The 24858-nt window shown below is 68.9% G+C and carries 25 protein-coding genes; 8 read left to right on the top strand and 17 right to left on the bottom strand.

The genetic code is table 11. The annotated features are described in order from the left end of the window. Positions 1-7: 7 nt before the first annotated feature. Positions 8-904, bottom strand: coding sequence for a dienelactone hydrolase family protein (locus tag AC1Q87_RS21150; RefSeq protein WP_492610808.1), 897 nt, complete (start codon positions 902-904; stop codon positions 8-10). 202 nt (positions 905-1106) lie between these two features. Between AC1Q87_RS21150 and AC1Q87_RS21145 the strand changes: the two genes are divergently transcribed. The 4 genes from AC1Q87_RS21145 to AC1Q87_RS21130 all read left to right on the top strand — a co-directional run bounded on the left by AC1Q87_RS21145 (position 1107) and on the right by AC1Q87_RS21130 (position 5696). Continuing rightward, positions 1107-2393 carry a cytochrome P450 gene (locus AC1Q87_RS21145; RefSeq protein WP_492610807.1) on the top strand — a complete coding sequence of 429 codons (1287 nt, stop codon included), beginning with the start codon at positions 1107-1109 and terminating at the stop codon, positions 2391-2393. Positions 2394-2453: 60 nt separating this feature from the next. After that, positions 2454-3026: a TetR/AcrR family transcriptional regulator gene (locus AC1Q87_RS21140; RefSeq protein ID WP_492610806.1), complete on the top strand. Its 573-nt coding sequence runs from the start codon at positions 2454-2456 to the stop codon at positions 3024-3026. Positions 3027-3153: 127 nt separating this feature from the next. Continuing rightward, positions 3154-3627, top strand: coding sequence for a GatB/YqeY domain-containing protein (locus AC1Q87_RS21135; RefSeq protein ID WP_492610805.1), 474 nt, complete (start codon positions 3154-3156; stop codon positions 3625-3627). 248 nt (positions 3628-3875) lie between these two features. Next, on the top strand, positions 3876-5696 hold the full coding sequence (locus AC1Q87_RS21130) for a DUF885 domain-containing protein (RefSeq protein WP_492610804.1): 1821 nt from the start codon (positions 3876-3878) through the stop codon (positions 5694-5696). Between the two features lie 647 nt (positions 5697-6343). Here the strand turns inward: AC1Q87_RS21130 and AC1Q87_RS21125 are convergent. Together AC1Q87_RS21125 and AC1Q87_RS21120 are read right to left on the bottom strand one after the other, a co-directional pair. Further along, positions 6344-6643, bottom strand: coding sequence for a hypothetical protein (locus AC1Q87_RS21125; RefSeq protein ID WP_492610803.1), 300 nt, complete (start codon positions 6641-6643; stop codon positions 6344-6346). Positions 6644-6648: 5 nt separating this feature from the next. Next, the gene (locus AC1Q87_RS21120; RefSeq protein ID WP_492610802.1) at positions 6649-7533 is read right to left on the bottom strand and encodes a LysR family transcriptional regulator; all 885 of its coding nucleotides are present in this window, start codon (positions 7531-7533) and stop codon (positions 6649-6651) included. A gap of 120 nt (positions 7534-7653) precedes the next feature. Here AC1Q87_RS21120 and AC1Q87_RS21115 point away from each other — a divergent pair, with 120 nt between their 5' ends. Continuing rightward, positions 7654-7977 carry a nuclear transport factor 2 family protein gene (locus AC1Q87_RS21115; protein WP_492610801.1) on the top strand — a complete coding sequence of 108 codons (324 nt, stop codon included), beginning with the start codon at positions 7654-7656 and terminating at the stop codon, positions 7975-7977. Further along, positions 7974-8753 (top strand): SDR family oxidoreductase, encoded by a 780-nt coding sequence (locus AC1Q87_RS21110; RefSeq protein ID WP_492610800.1) that lies wholly within the window; start codon positions 7974-7976, stop codon positions 8751-8753. Before AC1Q87_RS21115 ends, AC1Q87_RS21110 begins: the two co-directional genes overlap by 4 nt. Before the next feature lie 3 nt (positions 8754-8756). On the opposite strand, the gene AC1Q87_RS21105 is transcribed toward AC1Q87_RS21110, so the two are convergent. Together AC1Q87_RS21105 and AC1Q87_RS21100 are read right to left on the bottom strand one after the other, a co-directional pair. Continuing rightward, positions 8757-9722, bottom strand: a complete 966-nt coding sequence (locus tag AC1Q87_RS21105) for an L-threonylcarbamoyladenylate synthase (RefSeq protein ID WP_492610799.1) — start codon at positions 9720-9722, stop codon at positions 8757-8759. Next, a complete protein-coding gene (locus tag AC1Q87_RS21100) occupies positions 9653-10942 on the bottom strand; it encodes a YceI family protein (protein WP_492610798.1) in 1290 nt (429 codons plus the stop codon). Before AC1Q87_RS21100 ends, AC1Q87_RS21105 begins: the two co-directional genes overlap by 70 nt. A 344-nt stretch (positions 10943-11286) precedes the next feature. Here AC1Q87_RS21100 and AC1Q87_RS21095 point away from each other — a divergent pair, with 344 nt between their 5' ends. Beyond that, positions 11287-13035 (top strand): acyl-CoA dehydrogenase family protein, encoded by a 1749-nt coding sequence (locus AC1Q87_RS21095; RefSeq protein WP_492610797.1) that lies wholly within the window; start codon positions 11287-11289, stop codon positions 13033-13035. A gap of 1 nt (position 13036) precedes the next feature. Here AC1Q87_RS21095 and AC1Q87_RS21090 read toward each other — a convergent pair whose 3' ends face one another. After that, a complete protein-coding gene (locus tag AC1Q87_RS21090) occupies positions 13037-13519 on the bottom strand; it encodes a peroxiredoxin (protein ID WP_492610796.1) in 483 nt (160 codons plus the stop codon). Positions 13520-13633: 114 nt separating this feature from the next. On the opposite strand from AC1Q87_RS21090, the gene AC1Q87_RS21085 reads away from it, so the two are divergent. Continuing rightward, a complete protein-coding gene (locus tag AC1Q87_RS21085) occupies positions 13634-14203 on the top strand; it encodes a YqgE/AlgH family protein (RefSeq protein ID WP_492610795.1) in 570 nt (189 codons plus the stop codon). On the opposite strand, the gene AC1Q87_RS21080 is transcribed toward AC1Q87_RS21085, so the two are convergent. The 11 genes from AC1Q87_RS21080 to ctaD all read right to left on the bottom strand — a co-directional run bounded on the left by AC1Q87_RS21080 (position 14200) and on the right by ctaD (position 24759). Further along, the gene (locus tag AC1Q87_RS21080; RefSeq protein WP_492610794.1) at positions 14200-15858 is read right to left on the bottom strand and encodes a putative bifunctional diguanylate cyclase/phosphodiesterase; all 1659 of its coding nucleotides are present in this window, start codon (positions 15856-15858) and stop codon (positions 14200-14202) included. The genes AC1Q87_RS21085 and AC1Q87_RS21080 overlap by 4 nt on opposite strands. Positions 15859-15918: 60 nt before the next feature. Then, positions 15919-16530: a GNAT family N-acetyltransferase gene (locus AC1Q87_RS21075; RefSeq protein WP_492610793.1), complete on the bottom strand. Its 612-nt coding sequence runs from the start codon at positions 16528-16530 to the stop codon at positions 15919-15921. 58 nt (positions 16531-16588) lie between these two features. Then, positions 16589-17878, bottom strand: coding sequence for a M16 family metallopeptidase (locus AC1Q87_RS21070; RefSeq protein WP_492610792.1), 1290 nt, complete (start codon positions 17876-17878; stop codon positions 16589-16591). Beyond that, positions 17853-19247: a threonine synthase gene (gene thrC / locus AC1Q87_RS21065; RefSeq protein ID WP_492610791.1), complete on the bottom strand. Its 1395-nt coding sequence runs from the start codon at positions 19245-19247 to the stop codon at positions 17853-17855. The genes AC1Q87_RS21070 and thrC overlap by 26 nt, the downstream gene beginning before the upstream one ends. Then, a complete protein-coding gene (locus tag AC1Q87_RS21060; RefSeq protein WP_492610790.1) occupies positions 19247-19972 on the bottom strand; it encodes an SURF1 family protein in 726 nt (241 codons plus the stop codon). The genes thrC and AC1Q87_RS21060 overlap by 1 nt, the downstream gene beginning before the upstream one ends. Beyond that, on the bottom strand, positions 19965-20321 hold the full coding sequence (locus tag AC1Q87_RS21055; protein ID WP_492610789.1) for a DUF983 domain-containing protein: 357 nt from the start codon (positions 20319-20321) through the stop codon (positions 19965-19967). Before AC1Q87_RS21055 ends, AC1Q87_RS21060 begins: the two co-directional genes overlap by 8 nt. Positions 20322-20332: 11 nt before the next feature. After that, positions 20333-21208 carry a cytochrome c oxidase subunit 3 gene (locus AC1Q87_RS21050; protein WP_436062788.1) on the bottom strand — a complete coding sequence of 292 codons (876 nt, stop codon included), beginning with the start codon at positions 21206-21208 and terminating at the stop codon, positions 20333-20335. Between the two features lie 74 nt (positions 21209-21282). After that, positions 21283-21921 (bottom strand): cytochrome c oxidase assembly protein, encoded by a 639-nt coding sequence (locus AC1Q87_RS21045; protein WP_492610788.1) that lies wholly within the window; start codon positions 21919-21921, stop codon positions 21283-21285. Continuing rightward, a complete protein-coding gene (locus AC1Q87_RS21040) occupies positions 21902-22060 on the bottom strand; it encodes a cytochrome c oxidase system small membrane protein (RefSeq protein WP_492610900.1) in 159 nt (52 codons plus the stop codon). The genes AC1Q87_RS21045 and AC1Q87_RS21040 overlap by 20 nt, the downstream gene beginning before the upstream one ends. Beyond that, positions 22054-23022 carry a heme o synthase gene (gene cyoE, locus AC1Q87_RS21035; protein WP_492610787.1) on the bottom strand — a complete coding sequence of 323 codons (969 nt, stop codon included), beginning with the start codon at positions 23020-23022 and terminating at the stop codon, positions 22054-22056. The genes AC1Q87_RS21040 and cyoE overlap by 7 nt, the downstream gene beginning before the upstream one ends. Positions 23023-23103: 81 nt before the next feature. Further along, entirely contained in the window at positions 23104-24759 is a 1656-nt protein-coding gene (gene ctaD / locus AC1Q87_RS21030) for a cytochrome c oxidase subunit I (RefSeq protein ID WP_492610899.1), read from the bottom strand. Between the last annotated feature and the right edge of the window lie 99 nt (positions 24760-24858).

The following is a 24858-nucleotide window of genomic DNA, read 5'->3' as shown; positions in this document are numbered from 1 at the left end:
CCGCGCCCTAGCGCGGCGGCGCCGGGGTCCGCAGCCAGCCGATGAACTGCTCGTGGACCTTGGCGGTGGCGGCGGGGTCGAAGCGGAAGGCCGAGTCCGGGCTCTGGACCCGCTCGTCGAAGGCATGGGTCACGCCGGGAACCATGGTGACTTCGACCCTGGCCCCCGCCGCCTTCGCCCGCTCGACCAGCCGCGTGCAGCCGGCCGGGGGCTGGACGACGTCGCGCTCGGCCATCACCAGGTCGACGCCGCCGCTCCAGGTCCAGTCGCGGCGACCGCCGCGGGCCGGCGGCTCGCAGAACGGATAGGTCAGGCGGATCGCCTCGACCCCGGCCATGGTCCGCTGGAAATCCGCATCGCCATGCAGGGTGACCAGGTCGCCCAGCGCCCAGCCGCCATGGCTCCAGCCGGCGACGCGCACATGGTCGTGGTCGACGCGCGGGTCCTTCGCCAACAGGTCCAGCCCGGCCAGGATGTCGGCGGTGCGGAACAGCCCCTGCAGCCGCGCCCCGGCGCAGACCCGCCGTCGCGCCCACTCCGGGTCCCAGCCGCGCGGCCCATAGCTGTCGAGAATCGCCGCCGCCCAGCCGGCCTGCAGCGCCGACTGCGCATACTCGTCCATGATCGGGTTGGGGCCCCGGCCATTCCGGATGCCGCCGCAGCCGGGGATCAGCAGCACGGTCGGGAACGGGCCGCGACCGGGCGGGGTGTGCAGCGTCAGGCCCGAAGCCATGAACGTGGCGTGCGCCGCGCGCGGCTTCTCGTCCAGAAACGAAGGATGCGAGCCCTTCCAGACATAGGCGACGATCGCCGCGGCGACCAGCAGCGCGACCGCCCCGGCCGCCAGCAGCAGCAGCTTGACGAGACGGCCCAGGCGAAAGCGGCGGTTGGACTCGTGCGACATCGCCGCCACCTTCGACCGCCGCCGCCGCAGAGCCATCCCGACGCGCCCTCACCTCCCGCTGGGAAACACCTGAGGTGAGAGGTCAGGCGTTCGGCCATCGCCTAAGTCACCAGGCGCTTCCTGAGAGCTTGTGGAACCTTGTTCGAAAGGGTCCGATCGCTCGTCGTCCAGATTGTGGGCGCTCAAGGGCGAGGGAACGGCCATGGCTGACGGAACCGCGGACATCCTGAAGGACAAGCGCGCCGCCGCGCACAAGGCCGCCTACGAAACGCCGGTGGAGGAGCTGAATCCGGCCCGCGCCTCGCTGTTTCGCGACGACTCCATGTGGCCGATCTTCCAGCGCCTGCGCGATGAGTCGCCGGTCCACTTCACGCCTGACAGCAACTACGGGCCCTATTGGTCGATCACCCGCTACAACGACATCATGTCGGTGGATTCCAACCACCAGGTGTTCTCGTCGGCCAAGGGCATTTCGCTGACGCCGAAGGCGGCGCAAGGCTTCCGCGATCCGAACAACACCGCCACCAACTTCATCGCCATGGATCCCCCGCGCCACGACGTGCAGCGCAAGACCGTCAGTCCGGCGCTGTCGCCGCACGCCCTGACCGTCATGGCGCCGCAGATCCGCGAGCGGGCCGGACTGATCCTCGACTCGCTGCCGGTCGGCGAGGCCTTCGACTGGGTCGACCTGGTGTCGAAGGAGCTCACCACCATGACGCTCGCGACCCTGTTCGACTTCCCGTTCGAGGAGCGCCGCAAGCTGACCCGCTGGTCCGACGCCATGACCACGCCGCCCGGCTATCCCGGCGGCGCGGCCAGCCTGCAGGACCTGCGCGCGACCATGAACGAGTGCTTCGGCTACTTCACCGAGCTGTGGAACCAGCGGGTGAACGCCGAGCCCGCCGGCGACCTGATCTCGATGCTGGCGCACGGCGAAGAGACCCGGAACATGACCATGGCCGAGTTCCACGCCAATGTCGGCCTGCTCATCATCGGCGGCAACGACACCACGCGGAACACGATCAGCGGCTCGGTCTACGCCCTCAATCAGAACCCGGACCAGTACGCCAAGCTGCGCGCCGACCACGGCCTGATCACCTCGATGGTCTCCGAGACGATCCGCTGGCAGACGCCGCTGGCCCACATGTCGCGCACCGCCACCCAGGACTTCGAAATGGGCGGCAAGACCATCCGCGAAGGCGACAAGGTGGTCATGTGGTACGTCTCGGGCAATCGCGACGAGCGGGTGATCGAGAACCCCAACAGCTACATCGTCGACCGCGCCCGGCCGCGCCAGCACATGTCGTTCGGGTTCGGCATCCATCGCTGCGTAGGCAACCGGCTCGCCGAGCTGCAGCTGACCATCATCTGGGAAGAGATCCTCAAGCGCTTCCCCGACATCCAGCTGCAGGCCGAGCCGAAGCGCAGCTACTCGACCTTCGTGAAGGGCTACGAAGACATGAGCGTGGTGCTGCCGACCCGCCACTGAGGCTGGTTGCGGCGACAGTCATCGTCCATGGTCGGGGCTGTCTTCTAGGGACAGCATGAGATGACGCGCTTGGAGATCGCAAGCCCCGTAACTTTGCGCCGTCGGGCCTTGGAGGCGGCGCGCCGGCTGGTCGACACGGGCGGGGCGGACGCCTTGCAGTTGAGGCTTATCGCAGCCGAAGTCGGCAGCGGGGTCGCCAGCCTCTACTACCATTTCGCCAACAAGGACGCCTTGCTGGCGGCGGTGGCGGTTGAAGGCTGGCAGGAGCTCGCCCAAACGATCGAGCGGTCCATGGCGAGCGGCAAGTTCCAGCACCGGATCGACGCTGCTTCGGCCGCGTTGCTGACGTTCATCCGCCGACGGCCGCACCTCTACGCGCTCATGCAAATGGAGCCGAACCTCGCCGTGCGGGAAGCTGAGCAGAGGGCGTTCGAGGTGTTCCAGAGCTCCTTGCTCGGCGACGACAGGGCCCCGCTTGATCGAGTCGAGGACATCGCCCGGGTGTTCTGGGTGCTGGGACGCGGCATCGCTCTCAGCGTCCACATGCAGGACGATGTCGGATCCGCCGAACGGCTGGAGCAGGCGGTTCTGCGCGGGCTGGCCTTCCTCCTCTCCCCGAAGTCGGCGGGTTGACCCAGCAAGGCGCATGGCTGACGAAATGTTGCGGGGAGCCTGCTACGGTGGCCCTACGGCGTGACCCGCGGTGGCCTCCTTCCCCACTACAGAACCGCCGAACAGAGTGAATTGAAAGGACGGCTCCATGGCTTTGCTGAGCGAGCTCAAGGCTGACCAACTGGCGGCACGCAAGTCGAACGACCGTCTGAAGGCCGACCTGCTCACCACGCTGATCGGCGAAGCGACGCAGATCACGACCGAAGAGTTCAAGCGCGGCGTGACGGAAGTCACCGATGAAAAGGTCGCCGCAACCGTCGCCAAGTTCCTGAAGAATACGAAACTGACGCTGGAAAACCTCGCGAGCGAGCGCGCGCGTCTGATCGAAGCCGGCAGCGATGCGTCCAAGGTCGACCAGCGCGCCAAGGCCGCTGAAACCGAACTGGCGATCCTTTCCTCGTATGGCCCAAAGCAGATGACGGAATCGGAGCTGCGCGAGGCCATCGACGATTTCCGGGCCAAGAACCCCGACGCCAATGTCGGGACCATCATGGCCCACCTGAAGACGAGCTTCGGCGGCCGGTATGACGGCAAGGCGGCCAGCACGTTGGCCAGGGGCTAAGGGGCGCCCCCGCCGTCAGGAGCTAAGTTCTCCCGTCGTCCGCAAGCGTTGGAAGCGGACCTTCATGCCCGAGGTGCGCGATCTCAGCGTGCACCTTGGCCACGTCCCGCGACTGATTGGCTCTCAGCCGTTCCGCTGATGACGGCTCCAACGCGCCGACGTATGGACCGCGCAAGTTCTACGATTTTTGCGGCGGCGAATCGCCGGATCATTTCTTCGAGGCCGCTGACGCGGCGGGGGCGTTTTGCATGGATCGTCGCATCTTCCTCGGCGGGACCGCCGCGCTGGCCGCGGCATGGGCCGGCGCTCCGCCGCTCGCTCTGGCCGCCACGCCGGAGGACGCCAGGCTGCGAGCGGTGCTGGACGCCTTCTTCGAAGCCGACCTCGATGAGTCGCCGCAGCTCGCCACGACCCTTGGCCTGGACACCGGAAAGCGCGCGAGCCAGCGGAGCCAGCTGGACGACGTCTCGTCGGCCGGGCGCGCGCGTTGGGTGGCGGCCCGCAAGGCGCGCCTGGCGCAGCTTTCCGGGATCGATTCGAGCAAGCTGTCGGCGCTGGGCCAAACCGATCTGGACGTGGTCAGGTACGTTTACGGCCAGATCGTCGAGGGCGGCGAGCGGTTCAGCTTTGGCGAGGGCGGCTACTCTGCGCCGTTCTCTCCGTTCGTGCTGAGCCAGCTGAGCGGCGTCTACCAGTCGACTCCCGACTTCCTGGACTCGGTGCATCCGGTGGAAACCGCGGACGACGCAGAGGCCTATCTGGCCCGCCTGGACGCTTTCGCCGCGACGCTCGACGACAACACCGACGCCTTCCGCAACGACGCTGCGCGCGGCGTGCTCGCGCCCGACTTCGCGCTCGATCAGACCCTTGGGCAGCTTCGCGCACTGCGCGCGCCGGCGCCGGCGGCGCACGGCCTGACGGCTTCGTTGGCGCGGCGCGCCGGCGAAGCGAAGCTTCAAGGCGACTGGTCGGCTCGGGCCACGGCGATCGTGTCCGGCAAGGTCTATCCCGCGCTCGATCGCCAGATCGCGGCGATCGAGACCGCGCGCTCCAAGGCCACGCCGGAGCCCGGCGTCTGGAAGATCCCAGGCGGCGAGGTCTTCTACGCCGGGGCGCTGGCGTTCCAGACGACGACCTCGCTGACGCCCGAGCAGGCGCATGAGATCGGCCTGAAGCAGGTGGCCGATCTTGAGGCGCAGATGGACGCGCTGCTGCGAGCCGAGGGCTTGACCACGGGCTCGGTCGGGCAGCGCATCGCCGAGATCTCCAAGCGGCCGGAGCAGCTCTATCCGAACACCGACGCCGGCCGCGCCGATCTGCTGAAGGCCCTGAACCAGCAGACCGAGGCCATGCGTGTGAAGATGCCGCTGGCCTTCAACACCTTGCCGAAGTCGCCGGTCGAGATCGTGCGGGTGCCGCCGGAAATCCAGGACGGCGCGCCGAACGGCTACGCCACCTCGCCCACCTTGGATGGGTCGCGGCCCGGACGCTTCTACATCAATCTCAAGGACACGGCCGAATGGCCGAAGTTCACGCTTCCCACCCTCACCTATCACGAGGCGATTCCGGGTCACCAATGGGAGGGATCGATCGCTTTCGCCTCCACCGAGATCCCGCGCCTGCGTCAGACGGTGTTGTTCTTCGCGGCCCACGGCGAAGGCTGGGGCCTCTATGCCGAGCAACTGGCGGCCGAACTCGGGGCCTATGAGGGCGACCGCCTGGGGCGGCTCGGCTTCCTGCAGTCGCTGCAGTTCCGCGCGGTCCGCGTCGTCGTCGACACCGGCATGCACGCCAAGCGCTGGAGCCGCGAACGCGCCACCGACTACATGGTCGAAAAGACCGGCATGCCCCGCACCCGCGTGCAACGCGAGATCGACCGCTATGCGATCTGGCCGGGCCAGGCGTGCAGCTACAAGATCGGTCACAGCGAGTGGGTGCGGCTGCGCGAAGAGGCGAAAGCCCGCGCCCGCGACAGGTTCGACCTGAAGGTCTTCCACGACGTCCTGCGCCGCGGCTCGATGCCGATGGTGGTGCTGGAGCGGACGGTGAAAGAGATCTTCCCGGCCTGAGGCGCAGGGACGGGCGGTCCGCGGCCGGCGTGCGTCAGCCCACGAAAATCCAGTTCCCGTTCAGCGACGACAATGACACGCCGACCAGCACCATCTGCCCTCCCAGGTCCATGGTGATGATTGTGTCGGCTCATGTTCGACGCGTCGATGGCGTCGAGCGTCCGCGAGCGAAGGGTCACCGCGTCGTCCGCCGCCCGGTCGTCGGCCTGGCTGTCGGCGAAGACGATGACGTCGCTTCCAACCTGCACGGCCCCGTAGTCGACGGAGCCGTTCGCGGTCTGGGCGTCGGCCAGCCGTCGCCGCCCACCAGGCTGTCGGCGCCGTCCCCCCCGCCCAGCACGTCGTCGCCGCCTGCGCCGTCGAGGAGATCGGACAGGCCCGAGCCCGCCAGGCCATCGCCCTTGGGTCCGCCCTTGAGGGAGCCGGCGCCGGGAATGCCGACCGCGAAGGCCGACCCGTCAGGGAAGACGACATCAGCGCCGCCGGCCACATCGGCCTAAGCGCCCCCCAACGCTTGAAGACCGGCCCGAACGCTCGGGTCGCAAAGGCGACGATGGGTTAACGGGCTCGCTACGTCAACGCGCACCGAGAGAGCGCTCAGCCGCCGGTCGAGGGCCGTTCGGAACGCGGGGCCGTTGGCGCCGCCGTTAGTCGGCGCCCCATGCCGGCGAACGATCACCGTCGAACGGAGCCAGGTTGAGGCAGTACCTCACGACAACGCGGTCATCCTCCTGCGTCACGACGTGCTTGACGGAATGGACTGTGTAGCGCCGGGGGGTCGCAGGCGTGCCGGGCGGGTCGTCCGCATCGAGCCGCGGCCACCCTTCGTCGTCGAAGCGGTCGCCGACCGACACCGCCACGAAGGGGCTGGCCGACGTGATCACGGCGATGGGGCGATGCGCGCCGGAGGTGTCGCAGAGTTCCAGGCGGTACTCGATCGGCTTCATGCTGCTCACGATCTCGCGTTCGTCCCGCGCGCCAAGCCGATCAGGGCCTTGAGCGCGGCCGAAGGATGCCGCCGGCTCGGATAGTAGAGGCAGAGCGGCGGGCGCGGCGGCGTCCAGTCGCCGAGCACGCGGACAAGGCGTCCCGCCGCGACGTCGGCCCTGACGTCCTGCTCCATGAAGAGACCGAGCCCGAGGCCCTCCGTCACGGCGATGCGCGCCAAGCTGGCCTCGTCCAGGGTCATCGGCCCGCTGACGTCGACGTCCAGGGCCTGCCCCTGCTTCTCGAACGGCCATCTGAACATGGCGCCGTTGGGCAGGCGCACGCGGATGCAGGCATGAGCGAGCAGGTCGGGCGGCACGGTCGGCACGCCGTGCTTCTCGAGATAAGCCGGAGCGGCCACCACGGCGTGGGACTGCGGACCGCCGAAGGGGATCGCGATCATGTCGCTGGGGACTAGGTCCGCGGTGCGTACGCCCAGATCGAAGCCATCGGCGACGATATCCACCAGCCGTCCTTCGGTGACGAGGTCGACGTGGACCTGGGGATGAGTCCGAAGGAACGTCACGATCAGGCTTGAGAGCAGTTCGCGCCCGGCCGTGGCGAACGCGTTGATGCGCAGCGTTCCGGCGGGCGTCTCCTGCTGCGATCGCGCCGCATCCATCGCGCCGTGGATCTCCTGCAAGGCCGGCCCCATCTGGGCGATGAACAGCCGGCCCGCATCGGTAAGCGAGACGCTGCGGGTCGTGCGGTTGAAAAGGCGCACGCCCAGGTGCGCCTCAAGCTTGCCGATCGCGTTGCTCAGCGCCGTGGTCGAAAGGCCCAGATCGAGCGCGGCCGCGCGGAACGACGAGCGCCGCGCGATGGCGGCGACGGCGTCCAGCTCGATCAACCCCGGTCGATACAATTATCCCGATCCTCGTGATGACACGTTCAGCTTTGTCTTACTTATCGGGACAGACGTCCATGCCTAGCTTCCGAGCCTTGGAAGCCAGCAGAAGGACGAGCCGCGATGCGCCTACCCCCACCGATCCAGACCTACTTCGACGCGGACACGACCGGCGCCGTCGAGGCCCTCATCCAGGCCTTCGCGCCGGACGCCGCGGTTCACGACGAGGGACGCACCCATGCCGGCCGCGCGGCCATCGAGGCCTGGTGGCGCGACACCAAGGCCAAGTATCGCGCCGTGCTGGAGCCTTTCGAGATGAAGGCACTCGCCGACGGCGCGGAGGTCCTGGCGACCGCGACCGGCGATTTCCCGGGCAGTCCAACGACGCTGCGGTTCACGTTCGCCATCGAGGCGGACCAGATCTCGCGGCTGGAGATCGGGTTGTGAACCCGTTCCTCAGCCTCCAGGGCAAGCGCGCCTTGATCACCTCCGGCACCCGCGGGGCCGGGGCGGCGACGGTGGCGCTGTTTCGCGAGCTCGGCGCGCAGGTCTTGACGTCCGCCCGCTCCCGCCCGGACGCGCTGGCCGAATCCGAGTTCGTGGCGGCCGACCTGACGACCCCGACCGGTTGTCGCGATCTGGCCGCCGCCGCGCGTCAGCGCATGGGCTCGGTCGACATCGTCGTACACATGCTGGGCGGCTCGTCGGCGCCCGCCGGCGGCTTTGCAGCCTTGAGCGACGACGACTGGACCAGGGAGCTCGACCTGAATCTGATGGCCGCTGTCCGCCTCGATCGTGAACTGTTGCCGGCGATGGTGGCGCAGGGGCGCGGGGTGATCGTCCACGTGACGTCCATACAGCGCCAACTTCCGCTTCCAGAGGCGACGACAGCTTACGCCGCCGCCAAGGCCGCGCTCTCCACCTACAGCAAGAGCCTCTCGAAGGAAGTCTCGCCCAAGGGCGTGCGCGTCGTGCGCGTCTCGCCGGGCTGGATCGAAACCGAGGCCTCTGTAGCGCTGGCGGAGCGTCTTGCGGCGCAAACCGGAGGCGATCTCGCGCACGGCAAGCAGCTGATCATGGACTCGCTGGGCGGCATTCCCATCGGTCGCCCGTCCAAACCGGAAGAGGTCGCGAGCCTGATCGCCTTCCTGGCCTCCGACCGCGCCGCGACCATCACCGGAACGGAGTACGTGATCGACGGCGGCACGGTGCCCACCGCCTAGTCCCTACCCGACGAACCCCGCCGCGCGTTTCAGGCGGTCGTTGATCGCCTCGCCCAGGCCCTCGTGCGGGATCGGGGCGACGGCGATGGCGCTGGGCGCGGTGCGGTCGGCGTCGCGGAGATAGGCGAACAGGCGGGCGGCGGCCTCGCGCAGGTCGCCGGTCGGGCTGAGGTTCCAGCGGTGCTCGCCGGGCCCGAAGGCGAGGTACGCCTCCCCCGGCTCGGGCTGGGCGACGTTCAGGCGCACCGGGGCCTTGGGCGAATAGTGGCGAGCCAGCCGGCCGGGCGAGCGCTTGGCGTCGGCCTCCGCCTCGGCCAGCGGGCCGATCACCGCCTCGATCTCGGCGCGGGTCACCGAGCCGGGCCGCAGCAGCCGCGGCTGGTCGAGCAGCGAGACCACGGTCGACTCCAGGCCGACCTCGCAGGGCCCCCCATCGAGCGCGGCGGCGACCTTGTCCCCCGTCTCCTCCATGGCGTCGGCGTAGTTGGTCGGGCTGGGCCGCCCCGAGCGGTTGGCCGAGGGCGCCACCACCGGCCCGCCGAACCGCGCCAGCAGCGCGCGGGCCAGCGGATGGGCCGGCGCGCGCACCGCCACGGTGTCGAGCCCGGCGCGGGCCAGCTCGCTGACCGCCTCGGTGTCGGCGACCGGCAGCACCAGGGTCAGGGGGCCTGGCCAGAACGCCTCGGCCAGGGCGCGGGCGCGGTCATCAAAAAGGGCGATCTTCTCCGCGCCGGCCAGGTCGGCGACGTGCGAGATCAGCGGGTTGAAGCTCGGCCGGCCCTTGGCCTCGAAGATCGCGGCGACGGCCTGCGGATCGCCGGCGTCGCCGGCCAGGCCGTACACCGTCTCGGTCGGCAGGATGACCAGCTGGCCCGCGCGCAGCGCTGCGACGGCGGCCTCTAGCGCCGCGTCGCCGTCAGGTTGACGCTGACCTTCACCTCGGCCGGGATTTGATCGGTGCTCTTCCACTCGCCCTGTCCGACGCCAAAGGCCGTACGGTCCAGGGTCGTTACACCGCTGACGCGCGCCTTGTCGCCCTCGATCTTGAGCGTGAACGGCAGCCGCAGCGGCTTGCTGACGCCGCGCAGGGTCAACGTCCCGATGGCGACATAGCGGTTCTCGCCGGTCTTCTCGAAGCGCGTGGCGGCGAAGGTCGCCTTGGCGTGGCTGGCGGTGTCGAACCAGTCGGCGCCCTGCATGGAGTCGTCGCGCTGCGCATCGCCCGACACCGCCGAGGCTAGGTCGATGCTGACGCTGACCTTGGATTTGTCGAGCGCCTCGGGGCTGAACAGGATGTCGGCTGTCCAGCGGTCGAAGCGGCCCTCGATTGCCGATCCGCCCCAGGCGGTGGCGAAGCCGAGGGTCGAGCCGGCATTGACCTTCCAGGCCGACGGCGCGGCGGCCTCGGCCGGCGTCTCGGCGGCGGGCGCGGTTTCGACGACCGCCGGCGCAGCGGCTTGCGGCGCTTCGATCGGCGCCTCTTCGACGACTTGCGGCGGGGGCGGCAGCGGCTTGCTGGCCGGCGGCGCGGGCCGGACGGCGTAGCCGGCGCCGATCACGGCCAGGGCGGCGACCACGATGCCGATCAGCCGCAGGTCGAACCAGGCGCCGGGCTTGGCGCCGGGCGCCATGTGCGCGAGCACCGGCTCGTCCTTGCTGAACAGCTGATGCTTCAGCGCTCCGGCCACGTGCAGCGCCACCAGGACATAGGCGCCCCAGGCCAGCACCTCGTGGCCGGTCTCTCCAAAGGCGTGCCAGGCGCTCTTGGCCGGCTCGGCCAGGTGCGCCAGCCCCGGCACGTGCGGCCACGGCACGACGCCGTAGAGCAGGGTCGGCACCTGGATCCGGCTCGCCGAGACCATGATCCAACCGGTGATCGGCAGGCCGATCATGATCACGTAGAGCCCGACATGCGCGACCTTCGCCAGCGCCTTCTCCCAGGTCGCCATGCCGGCCGGCAGCGGCGGCGGCCGGTGGGTCAGCCGCCAGGCGAGCCGCGCCAGGCTGAGCAGCAGGACGGTGATCCCGATCGACTTGTGGAGCTGGACGAGCGCGAAGCCCTCCGGCGTCCGGCCGCCGCCCATCCGCCAGGCGATGATGACCTGGAACACGATCGCCGCGGCGATCAGCCAGTGCAGGACGATGGCGACGGCGCTGTAGTGGCTGCGCGCCTGGGCGGGCTTGGGCATGGGCGATCTACTCTGCACTCGACGCGACTGCGGACGCGTTGCGTCGATCCGGCAGGTTCGTGGACGGCGTCCGCGAAAACCTGCCGCTAAGGCGCAGTTACGTTCCAGGTTCACATATGGGCTTCGGTCGGCCGATCTGGCTAGGCCTGCGCGCCGCCGCGACCCGCAACGCACCGTTTCGCCCGCCGCAACAGCAGCGCTGGGTCGTCGGCGCCGACGCCGCGGGCGGCCGAAATCGGCCGCTCAACCCCTTGCGCAGCCGCCAACTTGCATTTTGCAACTCGTTGGCGCTTGGAGCGCCGCCGCGCCTCCCCTAAAGAACGCCTGACATATCGGAGTTCAGCATGTCCTACCGCGCGCCCGTCCGTGACCTCGCCCTTTCGCTGCAGATCGCCGGCCATCCGGGGCTGGTGTCCGGCGCCTTTGCCGATCTCGATGACGATACGGTCGCCGCCGTGCTGGAGGCCGCCGGCGCCTTCACCGAAGAGCAGCTCGCGCCGCTGAATCGCAAGGGCGACCAGGTCGGCGCGCGCTACGAGAACGGCACGGTGATCGCCGCGCCCGGCTTCGCCGACGCCTACCAGGCCTTCGTCGCCGGCGGCTGGAACTCGCTGTCGGCCGACCCCGGGCACGGCGGCCAGGGCCTGACCAAGGCCATGGAGCTGGCGGTGTTCGAGATGGTCCACGCCTCGAACATGGCCTTCGGCCTCTGCCCGATGCTGACCCAAGGCGCGATCGAGGCGCTCGACCTGCATGGCACCGAACGCCAGAAGGCGCTGGTGCTGCCCAAGCTGGTCTCGGGCGAATGGACCGGGACGATGAACCTCACCGAGCCGCAGGCCGGCTCGGACCTCGCCGCCGTCACCACCCGCGCCGAGCCCGATGGGAACGGCGGCTATCGCCTCTACGGCCAGAAGATCTTCATCACCTGGGGCGACCACGACGCCGCCGATAACATCTGCCACCTGGTGCTGGCCCGCCTGCCGGACTCCCCGCCCGGCGTGAAGGGCATCTCGCTGTTCCTGGCCACCAAGCGCGAGGTGCTGGACGACGGCTCGCTCGGCGTCGCCAACGACCTGCGCGCCGGCTCGATCGAGCACAAGCTGGGCATCCACGGCTCGCCCACCTGCGTGATGCTGTTCGAGGGCGCCAAGGCCGAGCTGGTCGGCGAGATCAACAACGGCATCGCCCATATGTTCGTCATGATGAACGCCGCCCGGCTGCAGGTCGGGGTCCAGGGCGTCGGCATCGCCGAGCGCGCCTTCCAGCAGGCCCTGGCCTTCGCCCAGGAGCGCAAGCAGGGCCGCGCCGTCTGGTCGGCCGAGGTCCCCGCCCCGCTCTACGGCCACCCCGACGTGCGCCGCTCGCTGCTGCTGATGAAGGCCAAGATCGAGGCCGCGCGCGGCATCTGCATGACCACCGGCGTGCTGGCCGACCAGGCCCGCCTGGCCTCCAGCGAGGCCGAACGCGCCACTGCCAAGGCCCGCCAGGAGCTGCTGACCCCGATCGCCAAGGCCTGGTCTACCGACGTCGGCGTCGAGGTCGCCTCGATGGGCGTCCAGGTGCACGGCGGCATGGGCTTCATCGAGGAGACCGGCGCGGCCCAGCACTATCGCGACGCCCGCATCGCCCCGATCTACGAAGGCACCAACGGCATCCAGGCCATCGACCTGATCGGCCGCAAGGTCGCCATGCAGGACGGTGCGGTGATGGACGCGCTGTGCGCCGAAATGCACGAGACGGCCCAGGCGCTGCAGGGCGATCCGGCGCTCGGCGGCGTCGCGGCCCATCTCGAAGCCGGGGTGGCGGCGCTGGAACGCGCCACCGACTGGGTGCTGCAGAACAAGGGCCCCAACGCCCTGGCCGGCGCCACGCCCTATCTGAAACTGGCCGGCGACGTCATCGGCGGGTGGATGCTGGCGCGCCAGGCCCAGGCCGTGGCCGGCGGCGACGACGCCTGGAGCAAGAGCAAGCCGGCCCTGGCCCGGGTGTTCGCCAGCCAGGTCCTGGCCCAGGCCCCGGGCCTGGCCGCGGGCGTGATGGAAGGCGCCGACGACTACGAAGCCGTCGGCGCGGAAGCTTTGGGCGTCTGACCTAGAGCTGGGCCAGCATGTAGTCGGCGGCCGAGACCTTGAACTCGCCCGGGGCTTCGACGTTGAGCTCCTTCACGACGCCGTCCTCGACGATCATCGAGTAGCGTTGCGAGCGCAGGCCCATGCCGAACTTCGAGCCGTCCATCTCCAGGCCCAGCGCCTTGGTGAAGTCGCCGTTGCCGTCGCCCAGCATCAGGATGTCGCCCAGCACCGACTGGCTTTCGCCCCAGGCCTTCATGACGAAGGCGTCGTTGACCGACACGCAGGCGATGACGTCCACGCCCTTGGCCTTGAAGTCGGCCACGTGATCCTTGAAGCCCGGCAGGTGGCGGGCCGAGCAGGTCGGGGTAAAGGCGCCGGGCACCGCGAACAGCGCGACCTTCTTGCCGGCGAAGATGTCGTCCGTCGTCATCGGCTTGGGACCTTCGGCGGTCCCGGCGGAAAAGGTGGCGGCGGGCAGCTTGTCGCCGACTTTGATGGTCATGATCTGTCTCCCTGATCAGCTCAGCCCCACCAGATAGCGAGCTTGGCGCAGGCATCAACGGCCTTGTGTAACGCGAAGACTTGAAAGCGCCGCGATCAGCGTCACATTCGACGCATGGGAGACGGCGAATTCCTTTCAGGCAAGATGCTGATCGCCATGCCCGGCATCGGCGACCCGCGCTTCGAGCGCGCCTTGGTGCTCATCTGCGCGCACGACGAGAGCCATGCGATGGGCATCGCCGTGAACCGGCCGGTCGAAGGGCTGACCCTGCCCGACCTGCTGGGCCGGCTGGACGTCAAGCCCACCATCGAGCTCCCGGCCGAACTGGTGCTGCTCGGCGGGCCGGTGGATCGTGAGCGCGGCTTCGTCCTGCACACCGACGACTACATGGCCGGTGAGCACAGCCTGCACGTCGGCGACGGCGTCGCCCTCACCGCCACGCGCGAGGTGCTGGAAGCGATCGCCGGTCACGGCGAACCGCCGCGGCGGTCCACCCTGGCGCTCGGCTACGCCGGTTGGGGTCCGGGCCAGCTGGAACGCGAGCTGCGCGACAATGTCTGGCTGACGTGCGACCCCGACGAGACGCTGATCTTCGGCGCCGACCACGCCAATAAGTGGTCGCACGCGCTGGCCAAGATCGGGGTCGATCCGCGGCTGCTGTCCTCGACGGCCGGACAGGCCTAGCCGCGCGCCTTCACCGGCGCGGCGCCGTCGACATAGCTTTCGTTGAGATAGACCTCGGCTTCCTGCGGGGAGAGCGCCGGCGCATAGCCGAAGCCCTGGCCGTAGTCGCAGCCCAGCGAGAGCAGCTGGCGGGCCATCTGGGCGTTCTCGACGCCCTCGGCGACGACCTCGAGCGACAGGTCCTGGCCAAGCTTGACCACGGACGAGACGATCTTCGCCGAGCCCTCGTTGGTGGCCATGGTGCGCACGAAGTAGCGGTCGATCTTCAGGGTGTCGAACGGCAGGCGGGTCAGGTAGCTGAGCGACGAGAAACCGGTGCCGAAGTCGTCGAGCGCCAGGGCGGCCCCGGCCTCGCGCAGCTTGTGCAGGATGATCGCCGCGCGGTCCGGATCGCGCATGACGTCGCCTTCGGTGACTTCCAGCTTCAAGGCGCCAGGCGGCAGCCCGGTCTCGCGGCGGATGTCCAGGACGTCGGAAATCAGGTCGGGGCGGTCGATTTCGCCGGTCGAGAGGTTCACCGCCACGGTCAGTTCGCCGGCGGCGCGGTGGTCGAGCCGCCAGCGGGCGAGCTGGGAGCCGGCCTGGCGCATCATCAGCGCGCCAAGCTCGCTCATCAGGCCCATTTCCTCGCAGAGCGGCAGGAACTGGTCGGGGGTCAGCAGGCCGCGGCGCGGGTGGCGCCAGCGGACCAGGGCCTCGAAGCCGGACAGCGCCCCGGTCGAGAGCCGCACGATCGGCTGATAGAACGGCACGATCTCGTTGCGGCCCAGTGCCCCGCGCAGGTCGCTTTCCAGAGCCAGCCTCGAAAGCCCGTCGCTTTCCAGGCTGCGGCCATAGGCGGCCGCGCCGCCGCGTCCGCCGCTCTTGGCGGCCTCGACGGCCAGTTCGGCGCGCCGCAGCAGCTCGGCGGCTTCCGGAGCGTCCTCGCCGCCGGTCGCCTCGACAGCGCCGATCGATAGGGTGGGGTGGATGTCGAAGCCGGCGACGCGCAGCGGCTGCTCCAGCGCCTGGCGCAGGGTCTCGGCGGCGGGCAGCTCGCTGACGGTCGTCAGCACGGCGAATTCGTCTTCGCCGACCCGCGCCAGAAGGGCGTGCGGCGGGAAGGCCGCGGCCAGCCGCGAGCCGAGCGCGGCCAGCACCAGGTCGGCGCGTTCGTGGCCCAACGCCTCGTTCAGGCGGCGCAGGCGGTCGAGGTCGGCCACCACCAGTTCGTGCTGGCCGGCATGGGCCAGACGTTCGCGGGCGCGGGCGACGAAACTCTTGCGGTCGAGCAGGCCGGTCAGGCCGTCCTGGTCGGAGGCCGCGAACTTGGCCTCGGGCGCGACGACGCCGGCGGCGCGCAAGCCCTCTTCCAGCCAGACCCCACGCCAGATGCAGACGCCGCCGCCGCGCATGCGCAGGCGAACGGAGATCTCGGTGCCCGGCTCCTGGATGCGCAGCACATCTTCGGCCAGCGCCCGGTCGGGCGGCAGCGCCAGGGCGCGCATGGCGGCGGACGAGCATTCAGGCGCCAGCGGACCCAGGCCCAGCGCGCGCGAGGCGCCGGTCAGGTGCAGGCGATCCTTTTCAGGTTCCCAGAGCCACAGGGCCACATCGGCGGCGCCTAGCGCCTCCAAGGTCGCGGTTGCGTCCCAGCTCCAACGATCGTTCGGCATCGTCTCAAGACATTTCTGGCCAACGCGCCGCAGAGCGGATCGGCCCACGACAGCCGAGCGCTAAACAGACACTCCTTCGTCCGGGCCCTCGTGCGCCCGCAATGGGGAGACAAGGCCGAACAGCACATGATCTCGCCAGACGCCGTTAATTTTCAGATAAGCCTGGGCGAGACCTTCTTCGCGAAACCCGGCACGGTTGAGGAGCCGCCGCGACGGCTCGTTGCTGGGCAGGCAGGCCGCTTCGAGGCGGTGCAGGGCCAGCGTGCGGAAGGCGAAGACGGTCAGGGCGCGCACGGCGCCGAGCGTTTGCCCTTGCCGGGCAAAGGGTTGGCCGCACCAGTATCCGATCGATCCCATCTGGGCGACGCCGCGCCGGACATTGGACAGCGTGATGCCGCCGGTCAGGGCGTCGTCGCTCGTCCGGAAGACGAAGAACGGATAGGCCGTTCCGGCCTCGCGATCACGCGCATAGGCGGTGAGCCTGCGGCGGAAGGCCGCACGGGTCAGGTCATCTGCCGGCCAGGTCGGCTCCCACGGCTGCAGGAAATCCTTCGACTGGGTCCGCAGTTCGCGCCACTCGGCGAAGTCGGCCGCACGCGGCGGGCGCAGGCGCACGCCGTCGCCTTCGATGCGAAGGCCGCTTTCCGGCGCGATCCAGTCCAACAGGGCCATGCCCGGAACGTCGCGGGATGCGGGAAATCCGTCAAGACCGACTGAAGCCGTCGAGCCGCTAGCCGAACAGCGCCCGCTGGAACGCTTCTCCGGCCTTCATAGCGCCCTTGGGCCCGAGGATGCTCGCGGCCGCCGCGCCCGGCGCGAGCATCTGCGCGCCGAGGCGGGCGATGTCGGCGGCCTCGACAGCGTCGATCTGCGCGGCGAGTTCGGCCGGCGGCAAGGTGCGGTCGAACAGCAGCACCTGGGCGGCGGCCTGTTCGGCCCGCGACAGCGGCTGCTCCCGCGCCATGAACATCGAGGCCTTCAGTTGCGCCTTGGCGCGGGCCAGCTCAGCGCCCTCCACGCCGGCGGCCATACCCTTGATCTCCTCGGCCGCCACCTTGGCCAGCTCGACGGCGTCCTTGGCCGCGCAGCCCGCGAAGACGCCGAGCACGCCGGTGTCGGCATAGGTTTCGGAATAGGCGTCGACCGCATAGGCCAGGCCGCGCTTCTCGCGCGCCTCCTGGAACAGCCGCGAGGCCATGCCGCCCCCAAGGATTTCGGCATAGAGCCGCAGGGCGAAGTACGCCTCGCTGCGCACGCCGACGGCCGGCAGCAGGAAGACCAGATTGGCCTGCTCCAGCGCCTTGGGCGTGGTCCGCACGCCGCCGACGAACGCGGCTGGGGCCGGCTCGCTGGCGCCCTGCCCGGCCGCGCCGCCGAAGTCGCGCTCGGCCAGGGCCAGCAGTTCATCCTCGTCGACCGCCCCGGACGCGCAGATCACCAGGGCGTCGGGGGCGTAGAGCTCGCTGCGCCAAGCCGCGAGCGTCGCCGGCGAGGCGCGGCCGATGGACTCGTCGGTGCCGAGGATGGGGCGTCCCAACGGCTGGCCGTTGAACGCCGCGTCCTGGGCCATCTCGAAGACATGGTCGTCCGGAGTGTCGGCGGCCTCGGCGATCTCCTGGCCAACGACCTGGATCTCCCGGGCTAGGTCGCCGGTGTCCATGGTCGGGCGCTGGACGAGGTCGGCGATCACGGCGCTGCCGAGGTCCAGCCCGCCCTTCAGAGCGCGGATCTGGAAGCTGGTGCGCTCATAGCCGGTGGCGGCGTTGATCTGGCCGCCTTCGGCCTCGATCACCTCAACGATGTCACGGGCCGAACGATCGCCTGCGCCCTTGAACACCATATGTTCGAGCAGGTGCGACCAGCCCGAGCGGGCCTCGTCCTCGGAACGCGCGCCGCGGCCGGCGACGACCGACAGCGCCAGGGTCTCAAGACCGGCGATCGGGTCGCAGACGACCCGGACCCCGTTCTTCAGGGTATGGATGTTGGGCAGAGCCTCAGCCTTCCGCAAAGGCCCTGACATAGGCCTTGATGGTCTCGGCGTCAGCCGGCAGGCGATCGAAACGTTCGGGCTTGCCGGCCAGATGCGCCGCGGTGCGGGGCATCACCGGGGTTTCGCCGGTGGCGGCCTCGACGGTTTCCGGGAACTTGGCCGGGTGGGCCGTGGACAGCACCACGATCGGCGCGGTGGTGACGCCGCGGGCGCGCTGCATGCCCGACACGCCGACGGCGGTGTGCGGATCGATCATTTCGCCGGTCTCGCGCAGGGTGGCGACGATGGTGCGGGTGGTGTCGCCCTCGCCGACCGTGACGCCAGTGAAGGTCTCGCGCATGGCGGCCAGCGCCTGGGGCGGAATGTCGACGCCGCCGGTCTCGGCGAAGGCGGCGAAGGCGCGGGCGGTCTCGACGCCGTCGCGGCGCACGCACTCGAAGTAGAGGCGCTCGAAGTTCGAGGCCGACTGAATGTCCATGGCCGGCGACTGGGTCGGGGCGGTGACGCCGCGGACGTAGCGGCCGTCCTCGAAGGCGCGAGCCAGGATGTCGTTGGAGTTGGTCGCCACGATGATGCGGTCGATCGTCAGGCCCATGCGCTTGGCGACGTAGCCGGCGAAGCCGTCGCCGAAGTTGCCCGACGGCACGGCGAACGACACCGGGCGGTGCGGGGCCCCCACGGCCACGGCGGCGGTGAAGTAGTAGACGCTCTGGGCGACGATGCGGGCGAAGTTGATCGAGTTGACCGCCGACAGGCCCACCGACTGCTTCAGCGAGGCGTCCGACAGCGAGGACTTGAGGATCGCCTGGCAGTCGTCGAAGTCGCCGTCCACGGCCACGCAGCGGACGTTGGCTTCCTCGGCCGTGGTCATGAAGCGGCGCTGGACCTCGGAGATCCGGCCGTCCGGGAACATCACGACGATCTTGGTGTTGCCGCGGCCGCGGAACGCCTCGACGGCAGCGCCGCCGGTGTCGCCCGAGGTCGCACAGAGAATGGTCTGGGTGCGCTTCTGCTGGCCCAGTACGTGGTCCGACAGGCGGGCCAGCAGTTGCATGGCCACGTCCTTGAAGGCCAGGCTGGGGCCATGGAACAGCTCGGCGATGAAGCCGCCCGGCGCGATCTGGCGCACCGGCACGACCGCCGCGTGAGTGAAGCTGGCATAGGCCTCGGCGCACATCTCGGCCAGGGTCTCGCGGTCGATCTCGTCGCCGACGAACTTGGCCAGCACCGCGGCGGCGACCTCGGCGTAGGGCCGGCCGGCGAAAGCGGCGATCTCATCGCGCGTGAAGCTCGGCCACTCCTGCGGGACATAGAGCCCGCCGTCCGGAGCCAGGCCCGCCAGGACCGCATCGACAAAGCCGACCGAGGGCGACTGCCCCCGCGTAGAGACGTACCGCATCAAGACTTCCGTTTCCGCCAGAGCATGGCGGCATAGACGCCGACCAGGGCGGCGGCAAGGCCGAACCAGGTCAGGGCGTATTCTAGGTGACGGTTGGAGATTTCCGCCGGCAGCGGGGCCGGATTGAGCGCCGGCCAATCGGGGTTCGACGAGGTCTCGGCCATCAGGAAGAGCGGCGCCGGAGCGTCGACGCTCAGCGCCTGGGCCATGGCGGCGACGTCGCGGACGTACCAGCGATTGCCGGCCGCATCGTTGGCGGGGCTGAAGCGGTTGCCGGCCTCGGGAACGCGCAGCACGCCGACCACCTCGACGGGGGCCAGGTCCGAGACGTTGACCCGCGGGCGGGCCGAGACATCGTCGCGCACGAAGCCGCGATCGACGAGGATGCTCCGGTAACGACCGCCGGCGACGCGGCAGGCGGAGATCAGCCGCGAACCGGCCTTGCCCTCGCGGACCGAATACAGCTCGAGAAAGGGCGCGCTGGCGAGGCCCGGACATACGAGCCGGACGCGGGCGAAATCGAGATCAGCGCCGGCGGCCATCCGCTCCAGCGCCGCTTCGCCGCTGGTGGCGGGGGCCGCCTGCAGGGCGGCGACGCGGGCGAGCAGGGCTTCCTTCCAGTGGAGACGCTGCAACTGCCAGCTGCCCAGGCCGATGAGGATGGCGAGCGAGATCGCCGTCGCCACCGTCAGGCCGATCGGGAAGCGCTGAGCGCGATCAGTCATGGCGGGCTTCCGATGCCTTGTTGGCGAACTGGGCGGCCAACATCAGGCCCTTCAGCGGGCGCAGCAGGCCAAGGCACACGAGAAGCGTCAGGGGGAGGAAGATGACGAAGTGCACCCAGATCGGGGGCGAGAACGTCAGCTCTGTGAAGAGCAGGGCGAAGGCGCAGAGGAAGCCCGCGATCAGGATCACGAAGACCGCGGGACCATCTCCAGAGTCCGCCTTGGCCAGATCGTAGCCGCACCGCTCGCAGGCGGGGGCTACGGTCAGGAAGCCTAGGAACAGACGCCCCTCTCCACAGTTCGGGCAGCGGCCGCGAAGGCCCGCCATCAGCGGATTGGGGCTGTCCATATCGGCGGGCCTTAGTGGCCCGCCCCGCCGAACACCACGTAGATGAAGGCGAACAGGAAGAGCCAGACGACGTCGACGAAGTGCCAGTACCAGGCGGCGGCTTCGAAGCCGAAGTGCTTCTGCGGGCTCATGCCGCCACGCAGCAGGCGGATCAGGCAGACGGCCAGGAAGATCGTCCCGATGAGGACGTGGAAGCCGTGGAAGCCGGTCGCCATGAAGAACGACGAACCGTACAGGCCCGAGTGCTCCGCGCCCTCGCCGCCGAAGAAGTACTTGTGCTCGAGGATGTGGTGGTACTCGTAGACCTGCACCATGGTGAAGATCGCGCCGAGGCCGATGGTCAGCATCAGGCCGATCTTGGTGCCCTTGCGGTCGCCTTGCTGCAGCGCGTGGTGCGCCCAGGTGACGGTGGTGCCCGAGAGCAGCAGGATCAGGGTGTTCAGCAGCGGCAGGTTCCAGGCCGGAACCGTCTCGATGCCGGCCGGCGGCCAGGTGGCCCAGGCCAGACGGACTTCCTCGATCGAGGAGAGGGTCCGGTGGCCGTGGAACAGGGCCATTTCGAAGAAGATCCAGAACCAGGCGACGAAGAACATCACTTCGGAAGCGATGAACATGATCATGCCGTAGCGCAGGCCGATCGACACGACGGGGGTGTGGTCGCCCGCCTTCGATTCCTTGATCACGTCCGACCACCAGCCGTACATCGTGTACAGCACGCCAGCGAGGCCGGCGAAAAACACCCACGGGAAGTGCTGGGGCAGGCCGAACAGGCCCTTCATCCAGATCACGCCGCCGATCGCCATGACCGTCGCGGACAGCGATCCGACCAACGGCCACGGGCTGGGCGGCAGCAGGTGATAGTCGTGCTTAACTTCGCCGTGGGCCATTTCGGTCCTAACCCCTCTCAGATCCTACAGACGCCAGCCCCTCTCTCGGGCCGGCGAATGACAATTCGCGTGTGCTATAGCCCCGCCTTGGCCGGTACGCCAAGGGCGGAAGAGTGCTTTGCCGCCGTGGCGTCGGCGCGCTTCTCGGCGCGCGCGGCCTCCACGGACGGGAAGAAGGTGTACGACAAGGTCACTTCGCCCTTGCCCTTGGTCTCGAAGTCGTCCGCGAACTTCGGATCGACGAAGTAGACGACCGGGAATTCGATGGTCGTCTTCGGCGGAATCGTCTGATCCGAGAAGCAGAAGCACTCGAGCTTCTGGAAATACGCGCCGGCCGATTCGGGCACGACGTTGTAGATCGCGCGGCCGGTCTGCGGCTGGTCGCTGTTGTTGGTGACCTTGAAGAAGGCGAGACCCGTCTGGCCGATCTTGACCTCCTGGGTCACCTGCTCGGCGGTGAAGGTCCAGGGCAGCTCGCGGATGTTGGCGTCGAAGCGAATCGTCAGCTTGCGGTCGAGCGTCTTGTCCGGCGCGGCCTCGGCCTTGCGCACGGTGCCGTCGAAGCCGGTGACCTGGCAGAAGGCCTTGTAGAGCGGCACCGAGGCGAAAGCCGCGCCGACCATGGCCACGAAGCCGCCGGCGGCGATCAGGGCGACCTTGCGGTTGCGCTTCTGAAGGGGCGAAAGCTCGGGCTTAGAAGGGCCGGTGGGCAACGCTGCCTCCCAGACGCACGACGGTCACCACAAAGACCAGGACGACGAACAGGACCAGGCCCAGCGCCAATGCGATGTTGCGGCCGCGGCGGGCGCGGGCTTCGACGGTCGGATCGGGGGTGGGCTCGCTCACTAGAATACTCCGACGACAGGCAGGTCGAGCAGGTGCTCGGCCAGCAGGGTGGCGAACAGAAGGGTCAGGTAGAGGATCGAGAACGCGAACAGGTTGCGCGCGTCCTTCGAGCTGGCCTTCACGTCATAGAGGCCGTCGTCGTTGCGCTGGCCGCCGGTCTCGCCGGCCCGGCTGCGGAAGACGCGCCAGGCGAGCATGAGGAAGACCAGGCCGCCCAGGGCCGCGACGGCCAGGTAGGTCATGCCGCCCAGGCCGGTAAAGGCCGGAACGATGCACAGCGGCACGAACAGCAGGCTGTAGATCAGGATCTGCTTGCGGGTGGAGGCCGCGCCGGCCGTGACCGGCATCATCGGCACCCCGGCCTTCTGGTAGTCCTCGCTCGTGTAGAGCGACAGCGCCCAGAAGTGCGGCGGCGTCCACATGAAGATAATGGCGCAGAGCAGCCAGGCGTTCAGCGGCGCCGTTCCGGTCGCCGCGGCCCAGCCGATCACCGGCGGCAGCGCGCCGGCGAGACCGCCGATGACGATGTTCTGCGGCGTCGAGCGCTTCAGCCACATCGTGTAGACGACGGCGTAGAAGAAGATGGTGAAGGCCAGCAGGCCCGCCGCCAGCCAGTTGGTGGTCATCCCCAGCAGCATCACCGAGAACAGCGACAGGACGACGCCCATCGCCAGGGCGTCGGCGCCCTGCACCTTGCCGGCCGGCACCGGCCGCGCGCGCGTGCGCCGCATCTTGGCGTCGATGTCGGCGTCGTACCACATGTTGAATGCGGCAGATGCGCCCGCCCCGACGGCGATGCAGAAAATGGCGACGGCGCCCAACACCGGATTGATCGGCGCGTTGGCGCAGACCAGCCCGGTAATGGCGGTGAAGATCACCAGCGACATGACCCGCGGCTTCAGCAGCTGGACATAGTCCTGCCACCGCGGGGGTGCGCTGGAGCGTGGAACGGCTGGCGACATGGCCATCACAATACTCTCAAAACGACCGAAGGGCGCGCGCTGGAATGTCCCAGCCCGCGCCCCACAGAGGTCTTTGGGGAGCCGGACCTAGTGGAGGTCCGGCTTGACCACCGGCAGTTCGTTGAACTGGTGGAACGGCGGCGGCGAGGACAGGGTCCACTCCAGCGTCGTGGCGCCTTCGCCCCACGGATTGGCTTCAGCCTTGCGGCGGAAGATCATCGCGTCGATCAGCACGATCAGGAACACGCCGACCGCAACCAGGGTCACCAGGTAGCCGACCGAAGACACGTGGTTCCAGAGCGTGAACGCTTCCGGATAGTCGATGTAGCGGCGCGGCATGCCTTGCAGGCCGAGGAAGTGCTGCGGGAAGAAGATCAGGTTCACGCCGACGAACATGATCCAGAAGTGCAGCTGGCCGAGCCACTCGCGGTACTTCACGCCGAAGATCTTCTCGAACCAGTAGTAGAAGCCCGCGAAGATCGCGAAGACGGCGCCCAGCGACAGCACGTAGTGGAAGTGCGCGACCACGTAATAGGTGTCATGCAGGGTGTAGTCGATGCCGGCGTTCGCCAGGACCACGCCGGTGACGCCGCCCACGGTGAACAGGAAGATGAAGCCCATCGCCCAGAGCATCGGGGTCTTGAAGTCGATGGAGCCGCCCCACATCGTGGCGATCCAGGAGAAGATCTTCACGCCAGTCGGCACCGCGATGACCATCGTGGCGGCCACGAAGTAGGCGCGCAGATTGATGCTCATGCCCACGGTGTACATGTGGTGGGCCCACACGACGAAGCCGATGAAGCCGATGGCCACCATGGCGTAGGCCATGGCCAGGTAACCGAACACCGGCTTACGCGAGAAGGTCGAGACGATGTGGCTGATGATGCCGAAGCCCGGCAGGATCAGGATGTACACTTCCGGGTGACCGAAGAACCAGAACAGGTGCTGGTACATGACGGGGTCGCCGCCGCCGGCCGCATCGAAGAAGTGGGTGTTAAAGTTCCGGTCGGTCAGCAGCATGGTGATCGCGCCAGCCAGAACCGGCAGCGAGAGCAGCAGCAGGAAGACGGTGACCAGCACCGACCACACGAACAGCGGCATACGGTGCAGGGTCATGCCCGGCGCGCGCATGTTGAAGATCGTGGTGATGAAGTTGATCGCGCCCAGGATGGACGAGGCGCCGGCGAGGTGGAGCGCCAGGATGGCGGCGTCCATCGACGGACCGGCGTGACCGCTGGTCGAGAGCGGCGGATAAGCCGTCCAGCCGCCGCCGAAGCCCTTACCCGGGCCGCCGTCGACGAACATCGAGACCAGCAGCAGGATCCAGGCGGCCACCAGCAGCCAGAACGAGATGTTGTTCATCCGCGGGAAGGCCATGTCCGGCGCGCCGATCATCAGCGGCACGAACCAGTTGCCGAAGCCGCCGATCATGGCCGGCATGACCATGAAGAAGATCATGATCAGGGCGTGCGCGGTGACCACGGCGTTGTAGCCGTGCTTCGACTGCTCAACGAGCCCGAACAGTTGGATCGAGGAGCCTTCCTTGAAGATCTGGATGCCCGGTTCAGCGAGCTCCCAGCGGATCAGGCCCGAGAGGGCGCCGCCGACCAGGCCCGCCATGATGGCGAACAGCAGGTAGAGGGTGCCGATGTCCTTGTGGTTCGTGGAGAAGAACCAGCGAGCGATGAAGCCTGGCTTATGTTCGGCTTCGTCGTGATGATCGTGAGCTGCGGCTTGTGCCATCTTACTATGTCCTAGGCTCATTTCGCGGCCGGCGCCGCGGCGGGCGCGGCGGGCGTGGAGGTCGGGGCCGGCGCTGCGGCGGCCGGAGCAGCCGCGGCC

The organism is Phenylobacterium sp. GW823-FHT02A09 (genome assembly GCF_058797775.1).
The sequence above is the reverse complement of the archived record's forward strand: the minus strand, read 5'-3'. Positions and strand labels throughout refer to the sequence as shown.